This is a genomic window from Kitasatospora sp. NPDC058478 (genome assembly GCF_042720345.1).
Lineage (GTDB): Bacteria > Actinomycetota > Actinomycetes > Streptomycetales > Streptomycetaceae > Kitasatospora.
This window is the reverse complement of record NZ_JBHXML010000111.1, coordinates 1-21,949: the sequence shown is the minus strand read 5'-3', so window position 1 is coordinate 21,949 and position 21,949 is coordinate 1. Positions and strand designations below refer to the sequence as shown.

19 protein-coding genes are annotated in these 21,949 nt (G+C 73.9%); 13 read left to right on the top strand and 6 right to left on the bottom strand.

Features of this window, described 5'->3' with window-relative positions; all coding sequences use genetic code 11:
- Window positions 1-91: 91 nt before the first annotated feature.
- Both ACFWPT_RS38710 and ACFWPT_RS38705 read right to left on the bottom strand, forming a co-directional pair.
- Window positions 92-847 carry an IS630 family transposase gene (locus ACFWPT_RS38710; protein WP_380487590.1) on the bottom strand — a complete coding sequence of 252 codons (756 nt, stop codon included), beginning with the start codon at window positions 845-847 and terminating at the stop codon, window positions 92-94.
- A gap of 202 nt (window positions 848-1,049) precedes the next feature.
- On the bottom strand, window positions 1,050-1,916 hold the full coding sequence (locus ACFWPT_RS38705; RefSeq protein WP_380487588.1) for a universal stress protein: 867 nt from the start codon (window positions 1,914-1,916) through the stop codon (window positions 1,050-1,052).
- A 339-nt stretch (window positions 1,917-2,255) separates the two neighbouring features.
- Between ACFWPT_RS38705 and ACFWPT_RS38700 the strand changes: the two genes are divergently transcribed.
- The 11 genes from ACFWPT_RS38700 to ACFWPT_RS38650 all read left to right on the top strand — a co-directional run bounded on the left by ACFWPT_RS38700 (window position 2,256) and on the right by ACFWPT_RS38650 (window position 16,779).
- A complete protein-coding gene (locus tag ACFWPT_RS38700) occupies window positions 2,256-3,953 on the top strand; it encodes a GAF domain-containing sensor histidine kinase (protein ID WP_363373498.1) in 1,698 nt (565 codons plus the stop codon).
- A 223-nt stretch (window positions 3,954-4,176) separates the two neighbouring features.
- The gene (locus tag ACFWPT_RS38695; protein ID WP_380487586.1) at window positions 4,177-5,790 is read left to right on the top strand and encodes an amino acid adenylation domain-containing protein; all 1,614 of its coding nucleotides are present in this window, start codon (window positions 4,177-4,179) and stop codon (window positions 5,788-5,790) included.
- Window positions 5,780-6,022, top strand: coding sequence for a phosphopantetheine-binding protein (locus tag ACFWPT_RS38690; protein ID WP_380487584.1), 243 nt, complete (start codon window positions 5,780-5,782; stop codon window positions 6,020-6,022). Before ACFWPT_RS38695 ends, ACFWPT_RS38690 begins: the two co-directional genes overlap by 11 nt.
- Window positions 6,019-7,470, top strand: a complete 1,452-nt coding sequence (locus tag ACFWPT_RS38685; protein ID WP_380487582.1) for a flavin monoamine oxidase family protein — start codon at window positions 6,019-6,021, stop codon at window positions 7,468-7,470. The genes ACFWPT_RS38690 and ACFWPT_RS38685 overlap by 4 nt, the downstream gene beginning before the upstream one ends.
- 103 nt (window positions 7,471-7,573) lie before the next feature.
- Window positions 7,574-9,385, top strand: a complete 1,812-nt coding sequence (locus tag ACFWPT_RS38680) for a class I adenylate-forming enzyme family protein (RefSeq protein ID WP_380487580.1) — start codon at window positions 7,574-7,576, stop codon at window positions 9,383-9,385.
- A 6-nt stretch (window positions 9,386-9,391) separates the two neighbouring features.
- The gene (locus tag ACFWPT_RS38675; RefSeq protein ID WP_380487578.1) at window positions 9,392-10,780 is read left to right on the top strand and encodes a KamA family radical SAM protein; all 1,389 of its coding nucleotides are present in this window, start codon (window positions 9,392-9,394) and stop codon (window positions 10,778-10,780) included.
- On the top strand, window positions 10,777-11,910 hold the full coding sequence (locus tag ACFWPT_RS38670; RefSeq protein WP_380487576.1) for a RimK family alpha-L-glutamate ligase: 1,134 nt from the start codon (window positions 10,777-10,779) through the stop codon (window positions 11,908-11,910). Before ACFWPT_RS38675 ends, ACFWPT_RS38670 begins: the two co-directional genes overlap by 4 nt.
- Window positions 11,907-13,136, top strand: a complete 1,230-nt coding sequence (locus tag ACFWPT_RS38665) for a phenylacetate--CoA ligase family protein (protein WP_380487574.1) — start codon at window positions 11,907-11,909, stop codon at window positions 13,134-13,136. Before ACFWPT_RS38670 ends, ACFWPT_RS38665 begins: the two co-directional genes overlap by 4 nt.
- 23 nt (window positions 13,137-13,159) lie before the next feature.
- Complete coding sequence (locus ACFWPT_RS38660) at window positions 13,160-14,521, top strand: MFS transporter (RefSeq protein ID WP_380487572.1); 1,362 nt, start codon at window positions 13,160-13,162, stop codon at window positions 14,519-14,521.
- Window positions 14,518-15,501, top strand: a complete 984-nt coding sequence (locus tag ACFWPT_RS38655) for an SDR family NAD(P)-dependent oxidoreductase (RefSeq protein WP_380487570.1) — start codon at window positions 14,518-14,520, stop codon at window positions 15,499-15,501. Before ACFWPT_RS38660 ends, ACFWPT_RS38655 begins: the two co-directional genes overlap by 4 nt.
- Window positions 15,502-15,519: 18 nt before the next feature.
- Window positions 15,520-16,779 carry a phenylacetate--CoA ligase family protein gene (locus ACFWPT_RS38650; RefSeq protein ID WP_380380647.1) on the top strand — a complete coding sequence of 420 codons (1,260 nt, stop codon included), beginning with the start codon at window positions 15,520-15,522 and terminating at the stop codon, window positions 16,777-16,779.
- 66 nt (window positions 16,780-16,845) lie between these two features.
- Here the strand turns inward: ACFWPT_RS38650 and paaI are convergent, their stop codons facing one another.
- On the bottom strand, window positions 16,846-17,256 hold the full coding sequence (paaI, locus tag ACFWPT_RS38645; RefSeq protein WP_380487568.1) for a hydroxyphenylacetyl-CoA thioesterase PaaI: 411 nt from the start codon (window positions 17,254-17,256) through the stop codon (window positions 16,846-16,848).
- A 158-nt stretch (window positions 17,257-17,414) separates the two neighbouring features.
- On the opposite strand from paaI, the gene ACFWPT_RS38640 reads away from it, so the two are divergent.
- The gene (locus ACFWPT_RS38640) at window positions 17,415-18,686 is read left to right on the top strand and encodes a hypothetical protein (RefSeq protein ID WP_380487566.1); all 1,272 of its coding nucleotides are present in this window, start codon (window positions 17,415-17,417) and stop codon (window positions 18,684-18,686) included.
- Window positions 18,687-18,779: 93 nt separating this feature from the next.
- Window positions 18,780-19,877 carry an IS630 family transposase gene (locus tag ACFWPT_RS38635; protein ID WP_380487564.1) on the top strand — a complete coding sequence of 366 codons (1,098 nt, stop codon included), beginning with the start codon at window positions 18,780-18,782 and terminating at the stop codon, window positions 19,875-19,877.
- Between the two features lie 133 nt (window positions 19,878-20,010).
- Here ACFWPT_RS38635 and ACFWPT_RS38630 read toward each other — a convergent pair whose 3' ends face one another.
- From ACFWPT_RS38630 to ACFWPT_RS38620, 3 genes are all read right to left on the bottom strand, one after another.
- Window positions 20,011-20,334: a GNAT family N-acetyltransferase gene (locus tag ACFWPT_RS38630; RefSeq protein WP_380487562.1), complete on the bottom strand. Its 324-nt coding sequence runs from the start codon at window positions 20,332-20,334 to the stop codon at window positions 20,011-20,013.
- 224 nt (window positions 20,335-20,558) lie between these two features.
- On the bottom strand, window positions 20,559-20,939 hold the full coding sequence (locus tag ACFWPT_RS38625; RefSeq protein WP_063346182.1) for a pyridoxamine 5'-phosphate oxidase family protein: 381 nt from the start codon (window positions 20,937-20,939) through the stop codon (window positions 20,559-20,561).
- Window positions 20,940-21,018: 79 nt separating this feature from the next.
- Entirely contained in the window at window positions 21,019-21,738 is a 720-nt protein-coding gene (locus ACFWPT_RS38620; protein WP_063346183.1) for a response regulator transcription factor, read from the bottom strand.
- Between the last annotated feature and the right edge of the window lie 211 nt (window positions 21,739-21,949).

The following is a 21,949-nucleotide window of genomic DNA, read 5'->3' as shown; positions in this document are numbered from 1 at the left end:
GCGGACCATCTCCATCTCCTCAGGTGTCACACCTGAAAGAAAATCACAACCCCACCCTGGCCGATCATCCGGGGCACCTAACAAAGCCCTACTAGTGTCCTGCGCCGGAGATCCGTTGGCAGAATCGGGCGAGGGGGTCGAGGATCTCGCCGGCGGTCTTGGTCCAGGTGAACGGTGCGGGGTCCTCGTTCCAGTTTTTGATCCAGGCCGCGAAGAGGGTGGTCAGGCCGTTGCGCAGGTAGTCGTGGACGCGCTGCTCGGGCATGCCGGGCATTATCGGCAGTACGGGCTGGGAGCCGTCCGGGGCCTGAATTTGGGACTTCTCGTCGCCCGACACCACTACGGCGTCCTCGGGCGGGTTGAAGTACAGACCGACCACGTCGCAGGCCTTCTCGCCGAACAAGGAGTCGGTGGAGAGTCTGAACGTGCTGGTCACGTGGGGCTTGAGCTGGAACTTCCTCCAGATCCGCCCCATGGTGGACTTGGACAGGCCGCTGCGGTCCGGCATCGAACTGCGAGACCAGTGCGTGGCGTTCTTCGGGATCTCCTCCAACGTCGCTACGATCACGGCCTCCACCTCCTCGACGGCGATGGTGGCCGGACGGCCCAGGCGTGGTTCATCGACCAGGCCGTCCAGCCGCTCGGCCAGGAAGCGCCTCCGCCATTTGCGCGCGGTGTCGGCGGCGATCCCCAACTCCCTTGCGACGGAAACGATCGGCGGCACATCGGGCCCAGCACACGCCAGCACGATCCGTGACCGCAAAGCGAGCGCTTGGGCCGATGCCACCCGCCGGGTCCACCGCTCCAACTCCGCCCGCTCGTCGGCCAAGAGGAGCAGCGGCTCCAACTTGGGGCCTCAACGACGCAGCGGAACATCCGGAGAAGAAGTCATACAAGATCTAAGAATGGATCTCCGGCGCAGGACACTAGCCGCCAGGCAACGAGGCCTTTCCTTTGCCCTCGCGGGCGAAGGCGGAGGGTGCGAGGTTCGGACTCGTGGGGGGGGTTGCCTTGGCCCGCTTTCCGGGCGGGCGCTGCCGGGGCGTTGGTCAGGGGTGGGGGATGACGGCGACTGGGGACTGGGCGTGGTGGAGGGCGGCGTGGGCGACGCGGCCGAGGCGGGGGCCGAAGTCGAGGGAGCGGTGGCGGCGGCCGACGACCAGGAGGGCGGCGCCGGCGGAGGCTTCGACCAGGCCGCGGGCGGCGCCGAGCCGGACGTCCTCGATCACCGCGGTGTCCGGGTGTCGCTCGCGCTGGCCGGCCAGGGCGAGGGAGAGCAGTTTGGCCTCCAGCGCCTCCAGTTGGGCGATCTCGGTGGGCGGCACGGCTCCGCCGGCGTAGCCGAAGACCGGCGGGAGGTCCCAGCCGTGCACGGCCCGCACCCGGGCTCCGCGCAGGGCGGCTTCCTGGAAGGCGAAGGCGAGCACCTCCTCCTCCGGGGCGTGCGCGTCGACGCCGACCAGTACCTCGGGCACGCCGTCGCCGGCGCCGTCGGGCGCGCCCGGCTCGCGCACCACGACCACCGGCACCGTGCTGCGGGCGGCCGCGGCCATGCCGACCGAGCCGAGCAGCAGCCCGGTGAAGCCGCCGAGGCCGCGTGAGCCGAGCACCAGGAGGGCAGCGTCCGCGGCCGCGGCGACCAGGCCGTCCACCGGCGCGTCCAGGACGGCGTCGGTGTGCACCGCCAGGTCGGGGTGGCGCTCGCGGATCGCGTCGGCGGCCGAGGCCAGGACCCGCTGCGCGGCGGCCGGCAGGTCGTCGGGCTCGGCGAAGGTGGCCACGCCGTCGGTCAGCCACGGCCAGGCGTGCACCAGGCGCAGCGGGGTGCCCCGGAGCACTGCCTCGTCGGCGGCCCAGAGGGCGGCGTTGGTGCTCTCCGGCGAGCCGTCGACCCCGGCCAGGACGGATGGCGTCATGAGGGTTCCTCCACTGTGTCGGCGCTTGGCGGGGCGGCGCGGGGACGGTGTGCGCACTGACGGCCCGTCCGCTCCTCCCCCACCCTGGCGGTCCGCCAGGGCCTCGCGAAAGAGGCCGCAGGCCCCTCCGCGACGGGACGAAAGGCCCGCCCGTGGGAGCGTACGGCGCACCCCGGCGTGCGGGGTGCCGACACCCGGGCACTACCGTGAATCCGGCAATCGCCCTGATCGGGCGGCACCTGGCGCCCTCCGGCGGCGGGTGGAGGACGGGCCAGGGCGAGTACGAGGAGGACAGCGGTGGGCGGAGCGGACGGCAGCGCGGCGGGTGGCGGCGCGCGGATGCCCCGGCTGCGCCTGGACGAGCTGCTGGAGGAGCTCCAGTGGCGGATCGACGCGGCGCGCGGCACCCAGAACCGGGTGCACAGCCTGTTGGAGGCGGTGCTCGCGGTCGGCCGGGAGCTGGACCTCGCCCAGGCGCTGCACCGGATCGTCGAGGCCGCCGCCGACCTGGTGGACGCCCGTTACGCCGCGCTCGGGGTGATCGGCCCGGACGGGCACTCGCTGTCGCAGTTCCTGACGGTGGGGATGTCCGAGGAGGAGATCGCCGAGATCGGCCCGCCGCCGTCCGGCCGGGGCATCCTCGGCGAGTTGATCCGCGACCCGCAGCCGCTGCGCTGCCCGGTGCTGTCCGAACACCCGGCCTCGGCGGGCTTCCCGCCGAACCATCCGCCGATGCACACCTTCCTCGGGGTACCGGTGCGGGTGCACGGCGAGGTGTTCGGAAACCTGTACCTCACCGACAAGCGCGGCGGGCTGGACTTCGACACCGACGACGAGGCGGTGATCTCCACCCTGGCGGTCGCGGCCGGGGTGGCGATCGACAACGCCCGGCTGTACGAGGAGGCGCAGCTGCGCCAGCGCTGGCTGCGGGCCAGCGCGGAGATCAGCCGCAGCCTGCTGTCGGGCGCGCCCCGGCTGGAGGTGGTGGAGCTGATCGCCCGCCGGGCCGGGGAGATCGCCGGCGCCGAGCTGGCCGACGTCTCGGTGGCGCTGGACGGTCCGCAGGAGCGGGCGGAGGAGCTGACGGTGGAGGTCGCGCTGGGCGGCGCGCCGGCCGCGCGGCTGGGGGTGACGGTGCCGGTGGACGGCACGCTGTCGGGCGCCGCGTACGCCTCCGGTTCGCCGGTGACCAGCGACGACCTGGCCTGCGACGCCCGCTACCCGGCGGGCCCGGCGGGGCGCTTCGACGGGCTGGGCCCGGCGGTCGCGGTGCCGCTGGGCACCGGGGCGGGGTACGGGCGGGGCGTGCTGCTGCTGGCCCGCGCGGCCGGGCAGCCGGCCTTCGGGCCGGACGAGACCGGGCCGCTGCTGGGCTTCGCGGACCAGGCGGCGCTGGCCCTGGAGCTGGCCGAGCGGCGGCGCGACGCCGAGCACCTGACGCTGCTGGAGGACCGTGACCGGATCGCCCGGGACCTGCACGACCTGGCGATCCAGCGGCTGTTCGCGACCGGGATGACGTTGCAGAGCGCGGGCCGGCTGATCGACAGCCCGGCCGCCGCCGACCGGGTCGCCCGCGCGGTGGCGGACCTGGACGAGACCATCAAGATCATCCGGTCGACGATCTTCGGGCTGCGCGCCCACAGCGAGCCCGACCGGGGCCTGCGCGCCCGCGCCACCCGCGTCGTCGCCGAGGCGCAGGGGACGCTCGGCTTCGCGCCCCGGCTGAGCATGGAGGGCCTGCTGGACACCGACGTGCCGCAGGAACTGGCCGACCACGCGGTGGCCGTCCTCGGCGAGGCGCTCAGCAACGCCGCCCGGCACGCGCGGGCGGGCCGGGTGGAGGTGACGCTGCGGGCGCTCGCCGGGCGGGTGGCCCTGGTGGTGGCCGACGACGGGGTGGGCGTGCCCGAGGGCGGCCGGCGCAGCGGGCTGCGCAACCTCGCCGAGCGGGCCGAGCGGGTGGGCGGTACCTTCACGGTCGAGCCCGCCGAGGGCGGCGGCACCCGGCTCTCCTGGGAGGCCCCGCTCGGCTCCTGACGCGCCGTCACCGGACTGTCGCCGGGCCTTCGCCCACGCCGCTCCGCACCCTTGCGTGCGCCGTCCCTACTCGAACGACCGAACGCCCTCGGGCGGGTTCACACGTCGAGCACGCCCCCCTCGAAGAACGCTCTCAACATCCATTGTCGCCACGCATGTTCGACGGTAGAGTCGCCGTTCGCCGAGCACGGATGAGCATTCGACAGCATCATTTGGGGCGGCCATGTCAATTAATCAGGACACCCTCCAGGTCGCTCCCGACCTGATCCACGCGTTCACAAAAATGGCACGCCGCAATCCCCGACACCCCGCGATCGTCCAGCGGGGGCACACCCTCGACTACGGCCGGCTCGCAGAGCTGGCGAACACCCTGGCCAGGCGCCTGGGACCGGACCCCGGCACGGTCTGCGTGCCGGCCGTCCACACGGCCGAAACGGTGGTCGCACTTCTCGGCGTGCTGACCGCCGGAGGTACGTACTGCCCGATCGATCCGGCATTCCCGGAGGCCCGTCGACACGCCATGGCGACGGCCGCGAACTGCCGCACGGCGATACTCGGCGAAGCCGTCGCGGACCACCAACTCGGCACTCGATTAGTGGAGTTACCCGCCCTCTCGGAATTCCCCGGAGAACCGCCCGGAACCCTTCCGGCGGACCGTTCCGCAAGCGGCCCGGAACATCCGGCCTACATTCTCTTCACGTCGGGTTCGACCGGGCAGCCGAAACCCGTCGCCACTCCCCGCCGGGCCGTCGCGGCCACGGCCCACGCACTGCGCGACCTCTTCCACCTCACCCCCCAGGACCGGGTGCTCCAGTTCGCCTCGCTCAACTGGGACACCTGCTTCGAGGAGATCCTCCCGGCACTCACCGCGGGCGCCACCCTCGTCCTCGACCCCGACGCGCACTGCGGATCGTTCCCGCGCTTCCTGCGGATGGTCGAGCGCGAGCGGATCACCGTCCTGGACCTGCCGACCGCCTTCTGGCACGAGCTCGTCCACCACCTCGTCGAAGACCGGGCCGAACTGCCGCCCTGCGTCCGGCTCCTGGTGATCGGCGGGGAGGCCGTCCAGCCCGCCCGGCTGGACGACTGGGCCCGGCTGGACACCGGGCGGATCCGGCTGCTGAACACCTACGGCTGCACCGAGACCACCCAGATCACCCACGCCGTCGACCTGTCCGGACCGCTCGCCCGCGAACCGGCCTGGCCCGGCGCCCACCGCGCACCGGCCGCCCGCACACCGATCGGCCCCGCACCGATCCGCCCCGCACCGATCCGCCCCGCACCGATCGGCCACGCCCTGCCGCACGTCATCGAACGCCTCGGCGATCAGGGCGAGTTGCTGATCGGCGGGCCGGGCCTAGCGCTCGGCTACCCCGGCCTGCCCGAGGCGACGGCGGCCCGGTTCACCACCGTCGACGGCGAGCGGTACTTCCGCACCGGCGACCGGGTGAGCCGCGGCCCGGACGGCCTGCTCACCCACCAGGGCCGCCTGGACGGCGAATTGAAGGTGCGCGGCGTCCGGGTGGACCCGGCGGAGGTCGAGGCGCACCTCACCGGCCACCCCGAGGTGACCGCGGCCGCCGTCACCGGTGCCACTCTGGCCGACCGCACCACGCTGCTCGCGTACGTCGTGGCACGCCGGCGCACCTCCCCGCCGGACCTGGCCGGCGAGTTGCTGTCCTACCTGCGGGCCCGGGTGCCCGGCCACCTCGTGCCCGGGCGGATCACCGTCGTCCCCCGGCTCGTGCACACCCCCAGCGGCAAGGTCGACCGGGCCGGCTGCCACCTGCGCTACGGCGCCCACGACAGGTCGAAGGAGACCTCCGTTGAGCACTGACCTCACCACCCCCGCCACCCCGCAGGACCTGGTGGCCGTCTTCCGGCGCGTGCTGGAACGCGACGACGTGGCGCCCGACTCCGACTTCTTCGACCTCGGCGGCGACTCGCTGATCGCCACCCGGGTGCTGAGCGCCGTCGCGCGCGGCTACGCCGTCGAGCTCACCTTCGACGAGTTCCTGCTCGCGCCCACCCCCACCGCGCTCGCGCGCAGAATCTCGGCCGCGAGATGAACGACCACCCGTCCGACGACCACCCGTTCAACGGCCAGCAGTTCAACGGCCAGCAGTTCAACGGCCAGCAGTTCAACGACCATCAGCCCGCAGGCACCGCCGTCGTGGTCGGCGCCGGACTGGCCGGGCTCACCGCCGCCACCGGGCTGGCGGCGCACGGCTTCGACGTGACCGTCCTGGAGGCCCGGGACCGAGTCGGCGGACGCACCCACGGCATCGAGGCCGCCCCCGGCGTCCTGGTCGACGCCGGCGCCGCCTACCTGGGCGACCGGCACACCGAACTCCTCTCCATGATGGACGAGTTGGGGCTCAAGACCACTCCCACCACAATGTCCGGCGCCAGCCGGTTCGCGCTCGGCGGCGGCACCGGCACCGGCAGCGACGCCGAACCCGGCCCCGACGCCGCGACCCGCGACGGCCGGTTCCCGCCGCTCGACGGCGTCGCGCTCGGCGACCTGTTCGACCGGCTGTCCGAACTCACCGCCGCCGTACGCCCGGAGGCGCCCTGGCTCACCCCGGACGCCGAACGCCTGGACGCCCTGACCGCCGCCGAGTGGGCCGAGCAGCACCTCACCCACCCCGACGCCCGGCTGTTCTTCCCGCTGTTCCTGGGCGAGATGACGGCCGCCGACCCGGCCGACATCTCCGTCCTCCACCTCGCCTTCTACCTGCGCTCCGGCGGCGGCCTGCGCTACCTCAACGCCTTCGCCGGCGGCGCCCAGCAGGACCGGATCGCCGGCGGCGCCCACCAGGTGTGCGAGCGGCTGGCCGAGCGCCTGGGCCGCCGGGTACGGCTGGGCGAGCCGGTCCGGGCCGTCCACCAGGACGCCGACGCCGTCACCGTGCACACCGACCGCGGCGAACACCGCGCGGACGTCGCCGTCATGGCGCTGCCGCCGCTGCTCGCCGACGCGATCGACTACCGGCCCGGCCTGCCGGTGCGCCGGGCCGGCGAGCGCACCGCGCGCGGCTGCGCGGTCAAGGTCCACCTGGTCTACCCGGCGCCGCTGTGGCGCGACCACGGCCTGTCCGGCTGGTCGGTCAACGCCCGGGGGCCGCTGCTCTCCACCGTGGACGACTCCCCCGCCGAGGCCGGCATCGGCGTCCTGACCGGCTTCGTCACCGGCGCCGAGGCGCACCGCTTCGCCGCCCTCACCCCGCGGCAGCAACGCGCGGCGGCCGTCGGGCAGGCCGCGCAGCTCTTCCCGATGCTCCCCGAGCCGACCGCCTGCCACGTCACCGATTGGCTCAACGACCCATTCAGCCAGGGCTGTTACGCCGCCCTGCTGGGGCCCGGCGACTGGCCGCGGCTCGGCCCGGCGCTGACCGCGCCGCACCACCGGGTGCACTGGGCCGGCACCGAGACCAGCACCGCGTACTTCGGGCTGATGGAGGGCGCGATCCGCTCCGGCCACCGGGTCGTCGCCGACGTCCTCGCCCGCGCCTGAAACCAGCGCCCGACGCCCGCACACCCGCCTTCCCCCCGCCTTTCCCCCTCCCCGGAGCCGGTTCCACGAGAACCCGCGCCCGGTACCCCCTCGGGAGACCCCCATGAGCGACCGCAGTTCCATCGCGCCCCTCGCCGTCAGACATCGGCTGATGACCGAACCCGCCCTGGGCGCTGGCAACTTCCTCGACCACGCCCTCGCGGCCAACCCGCACCGTGCCGTCCCGTCCGTCTTCACCCACCGCACCGACCACCGCGGCGAGGTCGTGCTGCGCGGCCACAGCCTGCTCGACCTGGCCGCGCTGCGCGACCGTTACGCCGCCTGGTACCACGCCAACGGGGTGCGCCCCGGCGAGCCGGTGGGCGTCGTGGTCGGCGAGGGCCTGGAGCCGCTGCTGCACTTCCTCGCGCTGACCTCGCTGGGCGCCGTCCCCGCGCTGGTCAACGACGCGATGCGGCACGACGTGCTGGTCCGCTACCTGGACCACGTCGGCGTGGTCGGCGTGGTCGCCGACGACCCCACCCGGCTGGCCGCCGCCTACCGCGAGGACCCGGGCCGCCGCCCGCGCTTCCTCGCCCTGGCCGCCGAGGTGCAGGCCTTCGACGCCGACGCCGTCGAGCTGCCCGCCGGCCACCCGTACCGGCACGCCCCGGACGACGTGGTGGCGCTGATCCACTCCTCCGGCACCACCGGCACCCCCAAGTCCACGATGCTGGCGCACCGCCAGTTCTGGGACGGCAAGCAGCCGCGGATGGAGCGCTTCCCCGCCGAGCCGTACGACCGGCTGATGTCGCTGATGCCGCACACCCACGCCGGCGGGCTCAGCTACTTCCTCACCGCGACCCTGCTCGGCCTGCCCACCGTGGTGATGTCCGACTGGCGGCGCGCCGTCGTCGAGCCGGTGATGGAGGCCTTCCAGCCGACCATGGTCGCCTCCTTCCCCCGGACCTTCGTCGAGCTGGCCACCGGCGAGCTCCCGGTCCGCGGCGCGGCCCGGGTGCACTCCTGGTTCAACACCGGCGACAGCGCGCACCACGGGCACATCCGCCGCCTGGTGACGCTCGGCGAGCGGCCGGCCGGGCTGATCCGCCCCTGGCTGCTGCCGCAGGACCGGGCCGACCAACCCGCGCTTCCCGGTTCGCAGTTCGTCGACGGCCTGGGCTCCTCCGAGATGGGCATGGCGCTCTTCGGCCAGGTGACCACCCCGGAGAGCGCCCGCGACGACCGCTGCGTCGGCAGGCCGCTGGAGGTGGTCCTGAAGGCCGCCGTGCTCGACCAGGACGGCACCGAACTCCCGGACGGCACGGTCGGGTTGCTCGGCGTGGTCAGCCCCTCCCGGACCCCGGGCTACTGGCACGACCGGCGGCTGACCGAGAGCTTCGAGCTGGCCGGCTACTGGCTCACCGGCGACGTCGCCCGCCGCGCGTCCGACGGCCGGTTCTACCACCTCGACCGCACGGTGGACGTCATCGACACCGCCGACGGCCCGGTCTACAGCCTGCCGATCGAGGAGGTGCTGCTCGCCGACTGCGCCGACCTGGTGCAGGACTGCTCGGTGGTCGGCGTCCCCGGGGCGGTCGGCGAGGGCCAACGCCCGGTCGCCGTCGTCCGGTTGCAGGCCGGGGCCGGAGGGGCCGCCGGGGCCGGCGCCGAGGAGGTGCAGGACGCGGCGAACAAGGCGCTGGCCGCGGCCGGGCTGGCCGCGCTCGCCGCCGTCCGGATCGCCCGCACGCCGCAGGACTTCCCGCTCGGGCCGACCGGCAAGGTGCTCAAGCGCGAGCTGCGCACCCGCTTCGCCGGCCTCTTCACCGACCCCCAAGCCGACCCCCGAGCCGACCCGCGAACCGACCCGCGAACCGAGCCCCGAACCGGCACCCAAGCCGGGCCCTCCACCGCCCCCTCCGCCGGCCAGTAGCCGGCCATGGACCACCCCGTGATCCGCCAGCCGTACACGTACGCGCGGACGGCGCTGGTCGAGCCGGACTGGCGGCGGCTGCCGGGCTGGCGCCACGTCACCGAGGCGCAGTGGCGCGACGCCCAGTGGCAGCGGGCCCACTCGGTGAAGACCGCCCGGCAGCTGCGGGCCGTCGTCGGCGACCGGCTCACCGACCACTTCTACCAGGAACTCGCCGCCGACCAGGCCGGGTTCGCCACCATGCCGATGCTGCTGCCGCCACAGCTGCTGAACACCATGGCCCCGGCCGCCCCGGACGCCCCGCGGGCCTTCACCGAGGCGTTCCTGGCCGACCCGGTGCGCCGCTACATGCTGCCGGTGCGCACCGACCGGCACCCGCACTGGCCCAGCCACCCCAGGGCCGAACGGGACTCGCTGCACGAGGCGGACATGTGGGCCGTCGAAGGTCTGACGCACCGTTACCCCACCAAGGTGCTGGCCGAGTTGACCGCCACCTGCCCGCAGTACTGCGGCCAGTGCACCCGGATGGACCTGGTCGGCACCTCGACACCCCAGGTGGCAAAGACCCGGCTGCTGCTGCGCCCCGCCGACCGGCAGGAGCAGATGCTCGACTACCTCAAGCGCACCCCCGCCGTGCGCGACGTGGTGCTGTCCGGCGGCGACCTCGCCAACGTCCCCTGGCCCCGGTTGGAGTCCTTCCTGCTGCGGCTGCTGGACCTCGGCACCGTCCGGGACATCCGGCTGGCCAGCAAGGCCGTGGTCGGCCTGCCCCAGCACTGGCTGCAGCCGCAGTTGCTGGACGGCCTGGCCCGGGTCGCCGAACTGGCCGCCCGCCGCGCGGTCAACCTGGCCGTGCACACCCACGCCAACCACGTGCGCTCGGTCACCCCGCTGGTCGCCGAGGCGGCCCGGGCCCTGCTGGACGCGGGTGTGCGGGACGTCCGCAACCAGGGCGTGCTGATGCGGGGCGTCAACGACACCCCCGAGGACCTGCTCGACCTGTGCTTCGCCCTCCAGGGCGAGGCGAACATCCTGCCGTACTACTTCTACCTCTGCGACGTGATCCCGGGCGCCGAACACTGGCGGACGCCGCTGCACCAGGCGCAGCGCCTCCAGGAGGCGATCATGGGCTACCTGCCCGGCTACGCGACCCCGCGCCTGGTCTGCGACGTCCCGCACGTCGGCAAGCGCTGGGTGCACCAGGCGGTGGCCTACGACCGCGAGCTCGGCATCTCGTACTGGACCAAGAACTACCGCACCGGCCTGGAGAGCGGCGACGGCGGCCAGGACGCCCCGCTCGACCGGCGCCACCCCTGCTACGACCCGGTGGACACCCTCCCGGAGACCGGCCGCCGCTGGTGGTCCGGGCCGTCCACCGCACGAGGAGCGCGATGAGCACCCCCGACCCGAGCCCCGGCCCGAGCCCTGCCCCGAGCCCCGACCCGAGCCCCGCCCCTCCCCGGGACGGCGAACTGCGCCGCCTGTGCTGGATCTTCCCCGACCGGGAGTCCTCCCGGATGGCCGCGATGTGGCACGGCTTCTTCTGGGACCTCTACGCCGAGAGCGCCGCCGACCTCGGCCTTCGCTGGACCAGGCACGCCCCGGAGGCCGTCACGGTGGACGCCACCGGGCCCGGCCGCCCCCGGGTCTACGTGGACGACGAGCCGGTCACCCCCGAGGACACCCTGTTCATCACCGCGCTCTACTCGCTGCCGTACCAGTCGATGGACGTCTTCAACCAGTACGCGCTGTACGCGGTGCTCGAACAGGCCGGGTTCTACCTGCCCTTCCCGCCGCAGGTCTCGCTGATCGGCAACGACAAGCTGGCCACCCTGCTGTTCCTGGGCGGCTCCCCGGTGCCGACCATCCCGACGGTGCGGATCGGCACCGGCCGGGACATCAGCAAGCACGGCTACGAGGTGGGCCTGCGGAACATGACCTACCCCGCGATCGTCAAACCCGCCGGCTGGTGCGGCGGCGGCGGGATCAACCTGGCCCGCGGCCCCGAGGACGTCCGGGGCCTGGCCAGCCTCGCCCAGGGCGGCGACACCACGCTGGTGGTCCAGCCCTACCTGGGCGACGGCACGATCGACTACCGGGTGTACGTCGTCGACGGCGAGCCGTACGCGGTGATGAAGCGGACCCCGGAGCCCGGCTCCCCGGTCGCCAATGCCAGCCGGGGCGGCGACATGGAGTTCCCCCCGGTGCCGCCCGAACTCGCCGCCGCCACCGCCTGGTTCGCCGGGCGGCTGCCGATCCCGTTCTTCTGCGTCGACTTCCTGTACGACGGCGAGCGGTACTGGTTCTCCGAACTGGAACCGGACGGCGTGATCGCCCCCGACCTCACCGACCCGGACCGCACCCTCCAACGGGACGTCACCCGCGCCCGCTTCGCCGCCTACCGCGACGGCCATGCCAAGTGGCTCGCGGACGGCGCCCGCCCGCTCACCCTCGACCCCGCCCGAAGCCCCGCCCACAGCCCCTCCCACACCCAATCCCTCGACCCCCGGACGGACTCCCGATGACCGCCTCCTTCTCCCTGCCCCCCGAGACCGCCGTGCCCCGCCTGCACGTGGCCCGGCGTACCCTGGAGCGGCTGCGCAGCGTCCCCGCCCTGGCCCCGCGCTACGCCAGCCACGTCAACGTCCACACCCTCGACCGGCTCGCCACGCTCCCACCCCTGGCCAAGGACGACCTCAACACCGCCCTCGCCCACCTGGAGCCCGCCGCCGACCAGGCCGCCACCTGGCTGTTCCAGAGCGGCGGCAGCACCGGCGCCCCCCAGGTCGGCTACGCCCCCACCGGCTTCTACATGGCCGGCGTGCACGCCCACTGGCAGCCGCTCGACCGGACGGACGTCTTCGTCAACGCCTGGGGCGCCGGCCGGATGTGGGGCGCGCACTTCCTCGCCGCCGCGCTCGCCGACCTCTCCGGCTGCCGGATCATCGCGCTCGGCTCGGTCGCCGCCGAGGAGTACGGCGACTGGCTGGCCTTCCTGGCCGCGCGCCGGGTGACGGCCATCGGCGGGACGCCCAGCGTGCTGCGGCTCTGGTTCGCGCACGCCCGCGCCGCCGGCATCCGACTCCCCTCCCTGCGCAAGGTGTTGTGGCTCGGCGAGGCCTGGCAGCCCCAACTCGCCGAAGACCTCGCCGTGGTGGCGCCCGAGGCGCAGCGCTGGGGCATGTTCGGCAGCACCGAGACCTGGGTGGCGGCCACCAACACCCCCGACTGCCCGGCCGACACCTTCCACCCGCTGCCCGACCAGCTCGTCCACGCCGACACCGACGGCCTGCTCGACTTCACCACCCTCAACCCCGAGATGCTCAATCCTGTGCTGCGCTACCGCACCGGCGACGCGGGCGAGTTGACCGACTGCCCGTGCGGGCGCCCGGGCCTGGCGATGCGGGTGCTGGGCCGGCGCGACAACGTCGTCCAGGTCCGCGGCCTGGGGCTGGACGTGGCCGAGCTGATCGCCCGGGCCGAGCGCGAACCGGGCGTGGCCCGGGCCCAGGTGGTGCTGACCGAACAGCGCGGCCGGGCCACCGGGGTGGAGGTCCTGCTGCTCACCGGCGGGACGGGCGCCGCGCCCGACACCGAGCGGCTGCGCAAGGAACTGTTCACCGCCACCTTCACGCTCAGCACCGCCTTCCAGCACGACCCGGAGTCCTTCCGGGTGCGGCCGGTCGAGGAGCTGATCAGCAACGGCCGCACCGGCAAGACAGCCGGGCTGGTCCTGCGGGAGGGCGCGTGAAGTCCGACCCGGCGGGAGGGCGCGTGAAGTCCGACCCGGCGGGAGGCGGGGCGGCGCCCGACCCGGCGGGAGGCGGGGCGGCGCCCGACCCGGCGGGAGGCGGGGCGGCGCCCGTCCGGCCGGCGCCGCTGGGCCGGGGCTTCGACCTGTTCTGGGCCGGGCAGACCGTCAGCCTGGTCGGCGACAAGGTCACCGTGTTCGTCGTCCCGACCCTGATGATCTTCGTCCTGCACGCCTCCGCCCTCCAGGTCGGCGTGGTGGCGATGACCCAGTACCTCGGCATCCCGCTGCTCGGGCCGGTCGCCGGAGTGCTGGTCGACCGCTGGGACAAGCGCCGCACCATGCTCGGCTGCGACCTCGTCCGGCTGGCGGCGGTGGCGGCGATCCCGCTCGCGTACTGGCTCGACGTGCTGTCCACCCCGCTGCTGTTCGGCTGCGTGGCGGTGATCAGCGGCGCGACGATCTTCTTCAACGTCGGCTACCTGGTCGCCGTCCCCGCCGTGGTGCCCGAGGACGGCATGGTCCGCGCGTACTCCCGGCTGGAGGGCAGCGGCTCGGTCGCCGAGGTCGCCGGCCCCTCCATCGCCGCCGCCCTGTACAGCGCGCTCGGGGTGGCCGCCCTGCTGGTCGACGCGGCCAGCTACCTGGTCTCGGCCGTCTGCTTCCGGTACATGAGCCCGTGGGGCGAGCGGACGGTCGAGGACGGCTCGATCCGGGAGCGGCTGACCCTCGGCTTCCGGCTCAACTGGGCGGACCCGGTGCTGCGCCGGGTGGTGCTGGCGGCCGTCACGCTCAACTGCGGCGGGCCGGTCTTCGTCACCGTCCTGCCCGTCCTCGCCTACCGGGGCCTGGGCGTGACGGTCGGCGCCTTCGGCGCGGCCATGTCGGTGGCCGCGCTCGGCGCGCTGGTCGGCGCCCTCGTCGCCCCGCGGCTCAGCCGGCGGTTCGGCCTGGGGCGGACGATGGCCTGGTCGCTGCTGCTGCACTGCCTGGCCGGCCTCGGCCTGCTCGCCGCGCCCGCACTGCCGCCCGGGCCGGTGATCGCGGTGACCATGGGCTGCTACGGATTCTTCATGTCCTGCATCAACGTGTGCAGCGCGCCCACCCGGCAGGCCCGGATGACCGCCCGCAACCAGGGCGTCATGCACGCCGCCTTCCGGACCGTCACCTGGGGCGTGATCCCGCTCGCCGCGCTGGTCGGCGGCCTGGCCGTCACCCTGCTCACCGGCCCGCTGGGCATCCTGGACGCGGCCCGGGCGGTGATGGCGGGCGGCACCCTGCTGGCCGCCTGCTCCTTCCTCCCCGCCCTCGGCCTCCAGCCGCTGCTGGACGCCGCCGGGCGCGAGGCCGCCGCCCCCGGGGAACTCGCGGAGAGCGCGTCGTGAGCGACGCGAGCGCCGGGAACGCCGTGCGCAATGTGAACGCCGACGGCAAGGTCCTGCTGATCACCGGGACGTCCTCCGGCATCGGCCTGGCCACCGCCGTCGCGGCGGCCCGGGCCGGGTACCGCACGGTGGCCACCCTGCGCGAACCCGGCCGCGCCGGGGAGCTCCGGCGGGCCGCCGAGGCCGCCGGCGTCACCGTGGACGTCCGCCGCCTCGACGTCACCGACCCCGGCTCGATCGCCGCCTGCCTGGACGGCGTGGCCCGGACGTACGGGCGGCTGGACGCCGTGGTCAACAACGCGGGCGTCTCCAACTCCGACCCGACCCTGGAGATGTCCACCGACGCGGCGCTGCGGGCCAACCTGGAGGTCAACTTCTTCGGGGTGGCCGCCGTCAGCCGGGCCGCGCTGCCGCTGCTGCGGGCCTCCGCAGGCCGCCTGGTCGCCGTCGGCAGCGTGCACGGCGTGGTCGGCCAGCCGTTCAACGAGGCGTACTGCGCCGCCAAGTTCGCCGTCGAGGGGTTCCTGGAGGCGCTCGCCCCGGTCGCGGCGGCGCACGGCGTCCAGGTCTCGGTGGTCGTGCCCGGCTACGTCCCGGACACCCGGTTCGGGGTCTTCCCGGACATCGACCGCGGCACCATCCAGGCCGCCTCCGGCCCGTACGCGCCCACCTTCGCCGGCTACCTGGACTGGGTCGGCGGCCAGGGCTGGGAGTCGGCCGGCCAGCCCGCCCGGGAGGTCGCCGAGGTCGTCGTACGGACCCTGCTCGCCGACCGGCCGCCCTTCCGGGTGCCCGCCAACCAGTGGGCCGCCGACTACCTGGCCGCCAAACTCGCCGACCCGGACGGCTCCACCGTCCAGTCCCTCGCCCGGACCTGGCTCGGGCAGCCCGACGCACGCCGCGAAGCACGCCTCGAAACACGAGCCGAAGCACGAGTCGAAACACCCGCCGAAGCACCCCCCGCAGCACTCTCCTCCTGAACAAGGGACCCGACCACCATGCCCGCCAAGCCCCTGGCCGAGCTGATCGCCTTCGCCCGCGCCAACTCGCCGTTCTACGCCGAGCTGTACCGCGACCTACCCCCCGCCGCCGAGCGCCTCGACCAGCTCCCCGTCATCGACCAGGCCGCCTTCTGGGCCGCCAACACCTGGCCCGACAACCGCGTCCTGACCGGCCCGCTCAGCGACGCCGGCATCTACAAGACCGGCGGCACCACCGGCGTCCCCAAGTTCTCGCCCTGGACCCGCACCGAGCACGCCGACTCGGTCACCGCCTTCGGCGCCGGACTCGTCCGGGCCGGCCTGCGGCCCGGACACCGGGTCGCCAACCTGTTCACGGCCGGCGAACTCTACGGCGGCTTCCTCTACATCGAGGGCGCCCTGCACCACGCACCCGTGGACAACGTCCGCCTGGGCGTCGGCGGCGCCGCCCCCGACCCGTACATCGCCGACCTCATCACCGGCTTCGGCGTCCACGTGCTGGCCGGCGAGCCGATGAAGCTCAGCGCCGTCGCCGAGTGCCTGGTCCAGCGCGGGGAGACGGCCGACGGGGTCGAACTGCTGCTGTTCGGCGGCGATCTGCTCTTCGCCGACCTGCGGCCGATCCTCGCCCGGGCCTTCCCCCACGCCGCCGTCGCCTCCGTCGGCTACGCCTCCAACGACGCCGGGCTGGTCGGCTCGCCCGTCCCCGGCGACGACGTCCGGGTGCACGAGGCCTTCGCGCACCGCACGGTGGTGGAGCTCGTCGACGACGTCACCGGCAAGACGATCACCACGCCCGGCACTCCCGGCCGGGTCGTCGTCACCAACCTGTTCCGCACCCTGATGCCGATCCTGCGCTACCCGACCGGCGACCGCGCCGAGTGGACCGACGCCCGCTGCCGCCGCTTCCGCCTGCTCGGCCGCTCCACCGAGGGCGCCCGGGTCGGCACCGTCGCCATGCCCACCGAGGAGATCCGGGCCGTCCTGCTCGCCGCCGACCCGGAGCGGCACATCACCGGCATGCAGCTCGTGCAGCGCCGCTGGGCCGGGCGCGACGGCCTGATCCTGCGCCTCGGCTACACCGGGCAGCGGCCGGGCCCCGAACTCGCCGACCGGCTCGTCGAGGCCGTGTACACGGCCCGGCCGCTCTACCCCGACGAGGTCGCGCTGGGCAGCATCCACGACCTCGCGGTCGAGTGGGTGCCGCGCTCCGAACTAGTCACCAACCCGCGTACCGGCAAGCTCCAGCAGGTACTGGACGAGCGTCCGCAGTCCTGACCGGGCGGTGATGGCAGGGGCCGGGTGGCGGGGGCGGGGGCCGGGCAGCGGTAGGGGACTGGGCGCTCAGCCGGTCTGCGGCCGGCCCCCGATCACCACGCTCTGCCCGCGGAACTCGGCGATGACCTTCCCGTCCGCCCGCCGGACCGTCACGTCGTAGACCCCGCTGCGCCCGGCCCGCGACCGCTCCACCGCCTCCGCCACCAGTTCGTCCCCGACCGCCGCCGGGGCCAGGAAGACGACCTGCGCCGCCTGCGCGACCGTCACCGGGCCGTGGCTGTTGCACGCGAACGCGAACGCGGCGTCGGCGAGCAGGAACAGGAAGCCGCCGTGCGCCGTCCCGTGGCCGTTCACCATCGTCGTGGCCACCGTCATCCGCGTCACCGCGCGGCCGGCGGACACCTCGTCCAGCGCGATGCCCAGCAGCCGGCAGGTCTCGTCCCGCGCGTAGAGGGCGGCGGTCCCGGGGTCGAGCATGGCGTCCTGTTCCCTCCGTCGACGGCGTCCGGGGCCAGCGTAGAGCACGGCGCCCGGCCGCCGTCCGGGGGAACTCGGCCGCGCCGCCCCGCCGTTCGGCCCGCCCCGCCGCCCGCCGACCCTAGCCTGCTCAGGTTCCCCGAGCGCAAGGACGGCTGATGGCCCAGAAGTCACCCGCGACCGCCACCCCACCGGGCACCGGCGGGATCCCGTCGGCGCAGCCGCCCAGCGGATCCGTGACGGCCCTGCGGATCGGGGCCGCCGTGGCCGGCGCGCTGCCCTCCGTGGTGCTGCGGCTGGCCGGGGTGCACCTGGCGCCCGTGCCGGGCATGGTGGTCTTCGGCCTCGGCGTGCTGGCGGCGGCGCTGCTGCTGATGTGGGCTGCGGAGACCGCCCGGGCCGACATCTCCGGCCCGCTCGCCCTGGCCCTGCTGGCGTTCATCGCCGTCCTGCCCGAGTACGCCGTCGACCTCTACTTCGCGTACGCGGCCGGCACCCGGCCCGAGTACGCCGCCTACGCGGCCGCCAACATGACCGGCGCCAACCGGCTGCTGGTCGGCGTCGGCTGGCCGCTGGTCGCCCTCGCCTCCTACTTCGCCGCCCGGCGGCGCGGCGCCGCCCCCGGGATCACCCTGCGGGAGCACCGCCGGATCGACACCGCCTTCCTCGGCGCCGCTGCCCTGGTGGCCTTCGTGATGCCGCTGACCCGGCAGATCTCCTGGGTGCTCGCGGTCGTCCTGATCGCCTGGTACGGCTACTACCTCTTCCGGGTCAGCCGCTGCGGCGAGGAGGACGAGGAGGAACTCATCGGCGTCCCGGCCCGGTTGGCCGCCCTCCCGCGGCAGCGCCGCCGGGCGACCACCGTCCTGGTCTTCGCGGTCGCGGCCGGGGTGATCTTCGCCTGCGCCGAGCCCTTCGCCACCTCGCTGGTCGACGCCGGCGCCTCGCTCGGCATCGACCGCTTCCTGCTGGTGCAGTGGCTGGCCCCGCTCGCCTCCGAGGCGCCCGAGCTGATCGTCGCGGTCGTCTTCGCCTGGCGGCTGCGCGGGGACGACGGCCTCGGTGCGCTGCTCTCCAGCAAGGTCAACCAGTGGACCCTGCTGATCGGCTGTCTCCCGTTCGCCTACCTGGCCGGCGGCGGCGCAGCCTCCCTCCCGCTGGTCGAGCGCCAGGTGGACGAGGTGCTGCTGACCGCCGCGCAGACCGTCCTGGCCGTGGTGCTCCTGCTCGACCTGCGGTTCCTGCCCTGGAAGGCCGGGCTGCTGTTCGCCTTGTTCGCCGTCCAGTTCGCCCTCCCCGGCGAGTCCGCCCGGGTCGCGCTGAGCTGGGTCTACCTCGCCCTGGCCGTCCCGCTCCTCGCCGTGCGTCTGCGCCAACTCCCGCCCACCGTCCGCGCCTTGGCGGGCCGCATCGAGGGCGATCCGCACTAGCACCAGTGGCTCGGCTCGATTGGTCGACCGGGAAATTGATCGGCTGCTGGTAGTCCGTCAGGCTGTCTCCGAGTTCTGATCTTGGAGGTGGTCGTGGGGCGTCGTCCGGGAGTGTTCGTCCGGCCGGTGAGCATGGAGGAGGGCCGGCGGCTGCAGCGGATCGGCCGGACGTCGAAGGATCCGGTGAGGCTGCGGCGGGCGATCGTGGTGCTGATGTCCACGCAGGGGCAGTCCGTGCGGGACATCACCTCGCTGCTGCGGGTCGGTGAGGACTACGTGCGCGATGTCATCCACGCCTTTGACGAGCGGGGGTTCGACGCACTGGACCCAAAATGGAGCGGGGGACGCCCGAAGACGATCGGTGAACAGGTGCGCGAGCGCATCTGCCTGATCGCCCGGACGTCCCCCGCGGACTGGGGTATCGCCGCGTTCTCCACCTGGAGCCTGACCAAGCTCGCCGAGCACCTGATCGCGCGCAGGGTCGTCACCGTCCTCAGCCGCGAGACCCTGCGCCGGATCCTGCGCGAGGGCAAAGTCTCCTGGCAGACGACGACCACATGGAGGGCATCCACGGACCCGGCCTTCATCGCCAAGATGCACCGGGTCCTGGAGCTCTACGACGCGCCGCCCGCCGACGGGCGGGTGGTCTGCGTGGACGAGTTCGGCCCGCTCAACCTTCAGCCGCGCAAGGGCAAGGCCTGGCGCCCCACGCGTTCGCCGCGCCGGCTGCAGGCCACCTACAACCGCTACGACGGCGTGATGCACATGCTCGCCGCCCTCGACCTGACCACCGGCAAGATCTACTACCGGATCCGTAAGCGAAAGCGATGGCGTGAGTTCCTCGGCCTGCTCAAGGCCCTGCGCTCCCGCTGGCCCGGGGAGAAGCCTTACGTCGTGCTGGACAACTTCTCCCCGCACAAGCACCCGAACGTGCGGGCCTGGGCAGCGGACAACGAGGTCGAGCTGGTCTTCCTGCCCACCTACGGCTCGTGGCTGAACTGGATCGAGTCCGAGTTCGCGGCACTTCGTCACTTCGCGCTCAACGGCACCGACCACCGCAGCCACGCCGAGCAGAACGCCGCCATCAACGTCTACATCCGCTGGCACAACGCATGCGCCGAGCCCAAGTCCAACTTCGCCCTGGGCTCGCCGATCCGCAGTTGGACCGAGTATCCAGCCAGGGCCGCGTAGCGCGTCACGTCTCGGTTTGGCCTCGGGGCGCCCGGATCCTCGGCAGGCCGAAGCCCGTCATCTGCTTCTCCTCGTAGGAGAGGAAGCCCATCTGCCGATAGAAAGCGTGGTTCCTCTTCCCCTCCGGTGTCGACTAATGGTCGGTGGACAACAGGAAGAAGCGACAGTGCGCGTACCGCTCCATCAGGTGTTCAAGCAACGCCCGGCCGATCCCCTGCCGGTGGAACCTCGGGTTGACCAGCAGGTCCTGGACGTAGCAGATGCTTTCATCGTCGGAGACCGTCCTGGCTAGGCCAAGGAGCACGCCTGACTCATCGCGGGCAGTGATGACCAGGTGCGAGTTGGCCAGACCGCGACAGAGCTTGTCGACGTCGCAGGTGTACCCCTCCCACCCGACCGAGACGTAGAGCCCGAACATCTCCTCCGGGTCGAACTCTGTTTCCTCCGCAATCACCACGCCGGACTCTCCAACTCCAGTCAGCCGCCTCGCGCCGGCACGGCCAGGGACTCAGGACTGCGCTGCCTGCGACTTCCCCACCCGGGCGGCAAGCAAGGCGGTTCCCTCCATCTGCCGTCCAGCATGCATCCTCTATTGATCTTGCCGGATGCACAACGCATGCCGGTCTCCAGGTTGGCGCCCCGCAGAGATCAATTACCCGGTCGACCAATCGAGACGCGCCACTAGTTTGTGCGCGGGGGCAGCCGCCGGCCGACGACGAGTTCCGGGCGGATGCGGATCCGGACGGCCCCGGGGGCGCGGCCTACGGCGGGGCCCACTTGGGCGCGGCCGAGGACGGTGACGTACCAGCCGGAGCCGTCCACGCCGTCCACCTCGTCGGCCTCGAAGGCGATCACGGCGTCGTCCACGGCCCGCGCGAGTTCGGAGCCGGCCGGGGCCGAGAGCAGCACTCCGCCGCCGTCCGACAGGTCGAGCCGGAAGGACACCGGCAGCACCGCCGGGAGGGCGCGGATGGTGTAGACCACCCGGCCGACCGCGGCCCTGGCCAGCAGTTCCAGCGCCCGCTCCCGGTCCAGTTCGAGCAGGTCGTGATCACCGTTCATGCCCTCGATGCTCGCCCCGGCGGTGGCGGCGCCGCGAGGGCCGATGGTCCCGCCGGGGGTCCCGGGCCCGGACGTCGCGTCAGCCCCGGAGGGAGCGCAGGTGCCCCGGCTGCGCGGCGGCGGCCGCCTGGCGCAGCTCGGTGGAGATCAGCGCGGCCTGCACCCGCCGCTCCACGCCCAGCTTGGCGAGCAGCCGCGAGACGTGGTTCTTCACCGTCTTCTCGGCGAGGTAGAGCCGTTCGCCGATCTGCCGGTTGGTCAGGCCCTCCCCGATCAGCGCCAGCACCTCCTGCTCGCGCACGGTCAGCGCGGGCCCGGTGGTGACGGGCTGCGCGGGCTCGGCGTCACTGCGCAGGCGGTTGAGCAGCCGGGTGGCGGCGCCCGGGTCCAGCATCGAGCGGCCGGAGGCGACGGTCCGCACGGCGGCCACCAGGTCGGTGCCGCTGATCTGCTTGAGCACGTACCCGGCGGCGCCCGCCATGACGGCGTCCAGCAGCGCCTCCTCGTCGTCGAAGGAGGTCAGCATCAGGCAGGCCAGGCCGGGCATCCGGGAGCGCAGTTCGCGGCAGACCGACACCCCGTCGCCGTCGCCCAGCCGGACGTCCAGCACCGCCACGTCGGGCCGCAGCGCGGGCACCCGGACGAGCGCCTGCTCGGCGGTGGCGGCCTCGCCGACCACCTCCAGATCGGGCTCGCCGTCCAGCAGGTCGTGCACCCCGCGGCGCACCACCTCGTGGTCGTCCAGCAGGAACACCCGCACCGGCGCCGGTGCCCCGGCGCCCGCCGTCTTGGTCGCCATCACGCGGCTCCACCTTCGTCACCCCCGCACACTCCCGGCAGGGCCCAGGGCATCATCGCCCACCGGCCGCCGCAGGGCCCAGGGCCCAACGACCCCATTCGGGCGAGCGCGCGGGGGGGGCGGGGCCCCCGGGGGGCGCGCCCCCCCGGGCGCGCCCCCCCCCGCCCGCGGCCGCGGGGGCCGCCCCCGGGGGGGGGGGGCCCCCCCCCGC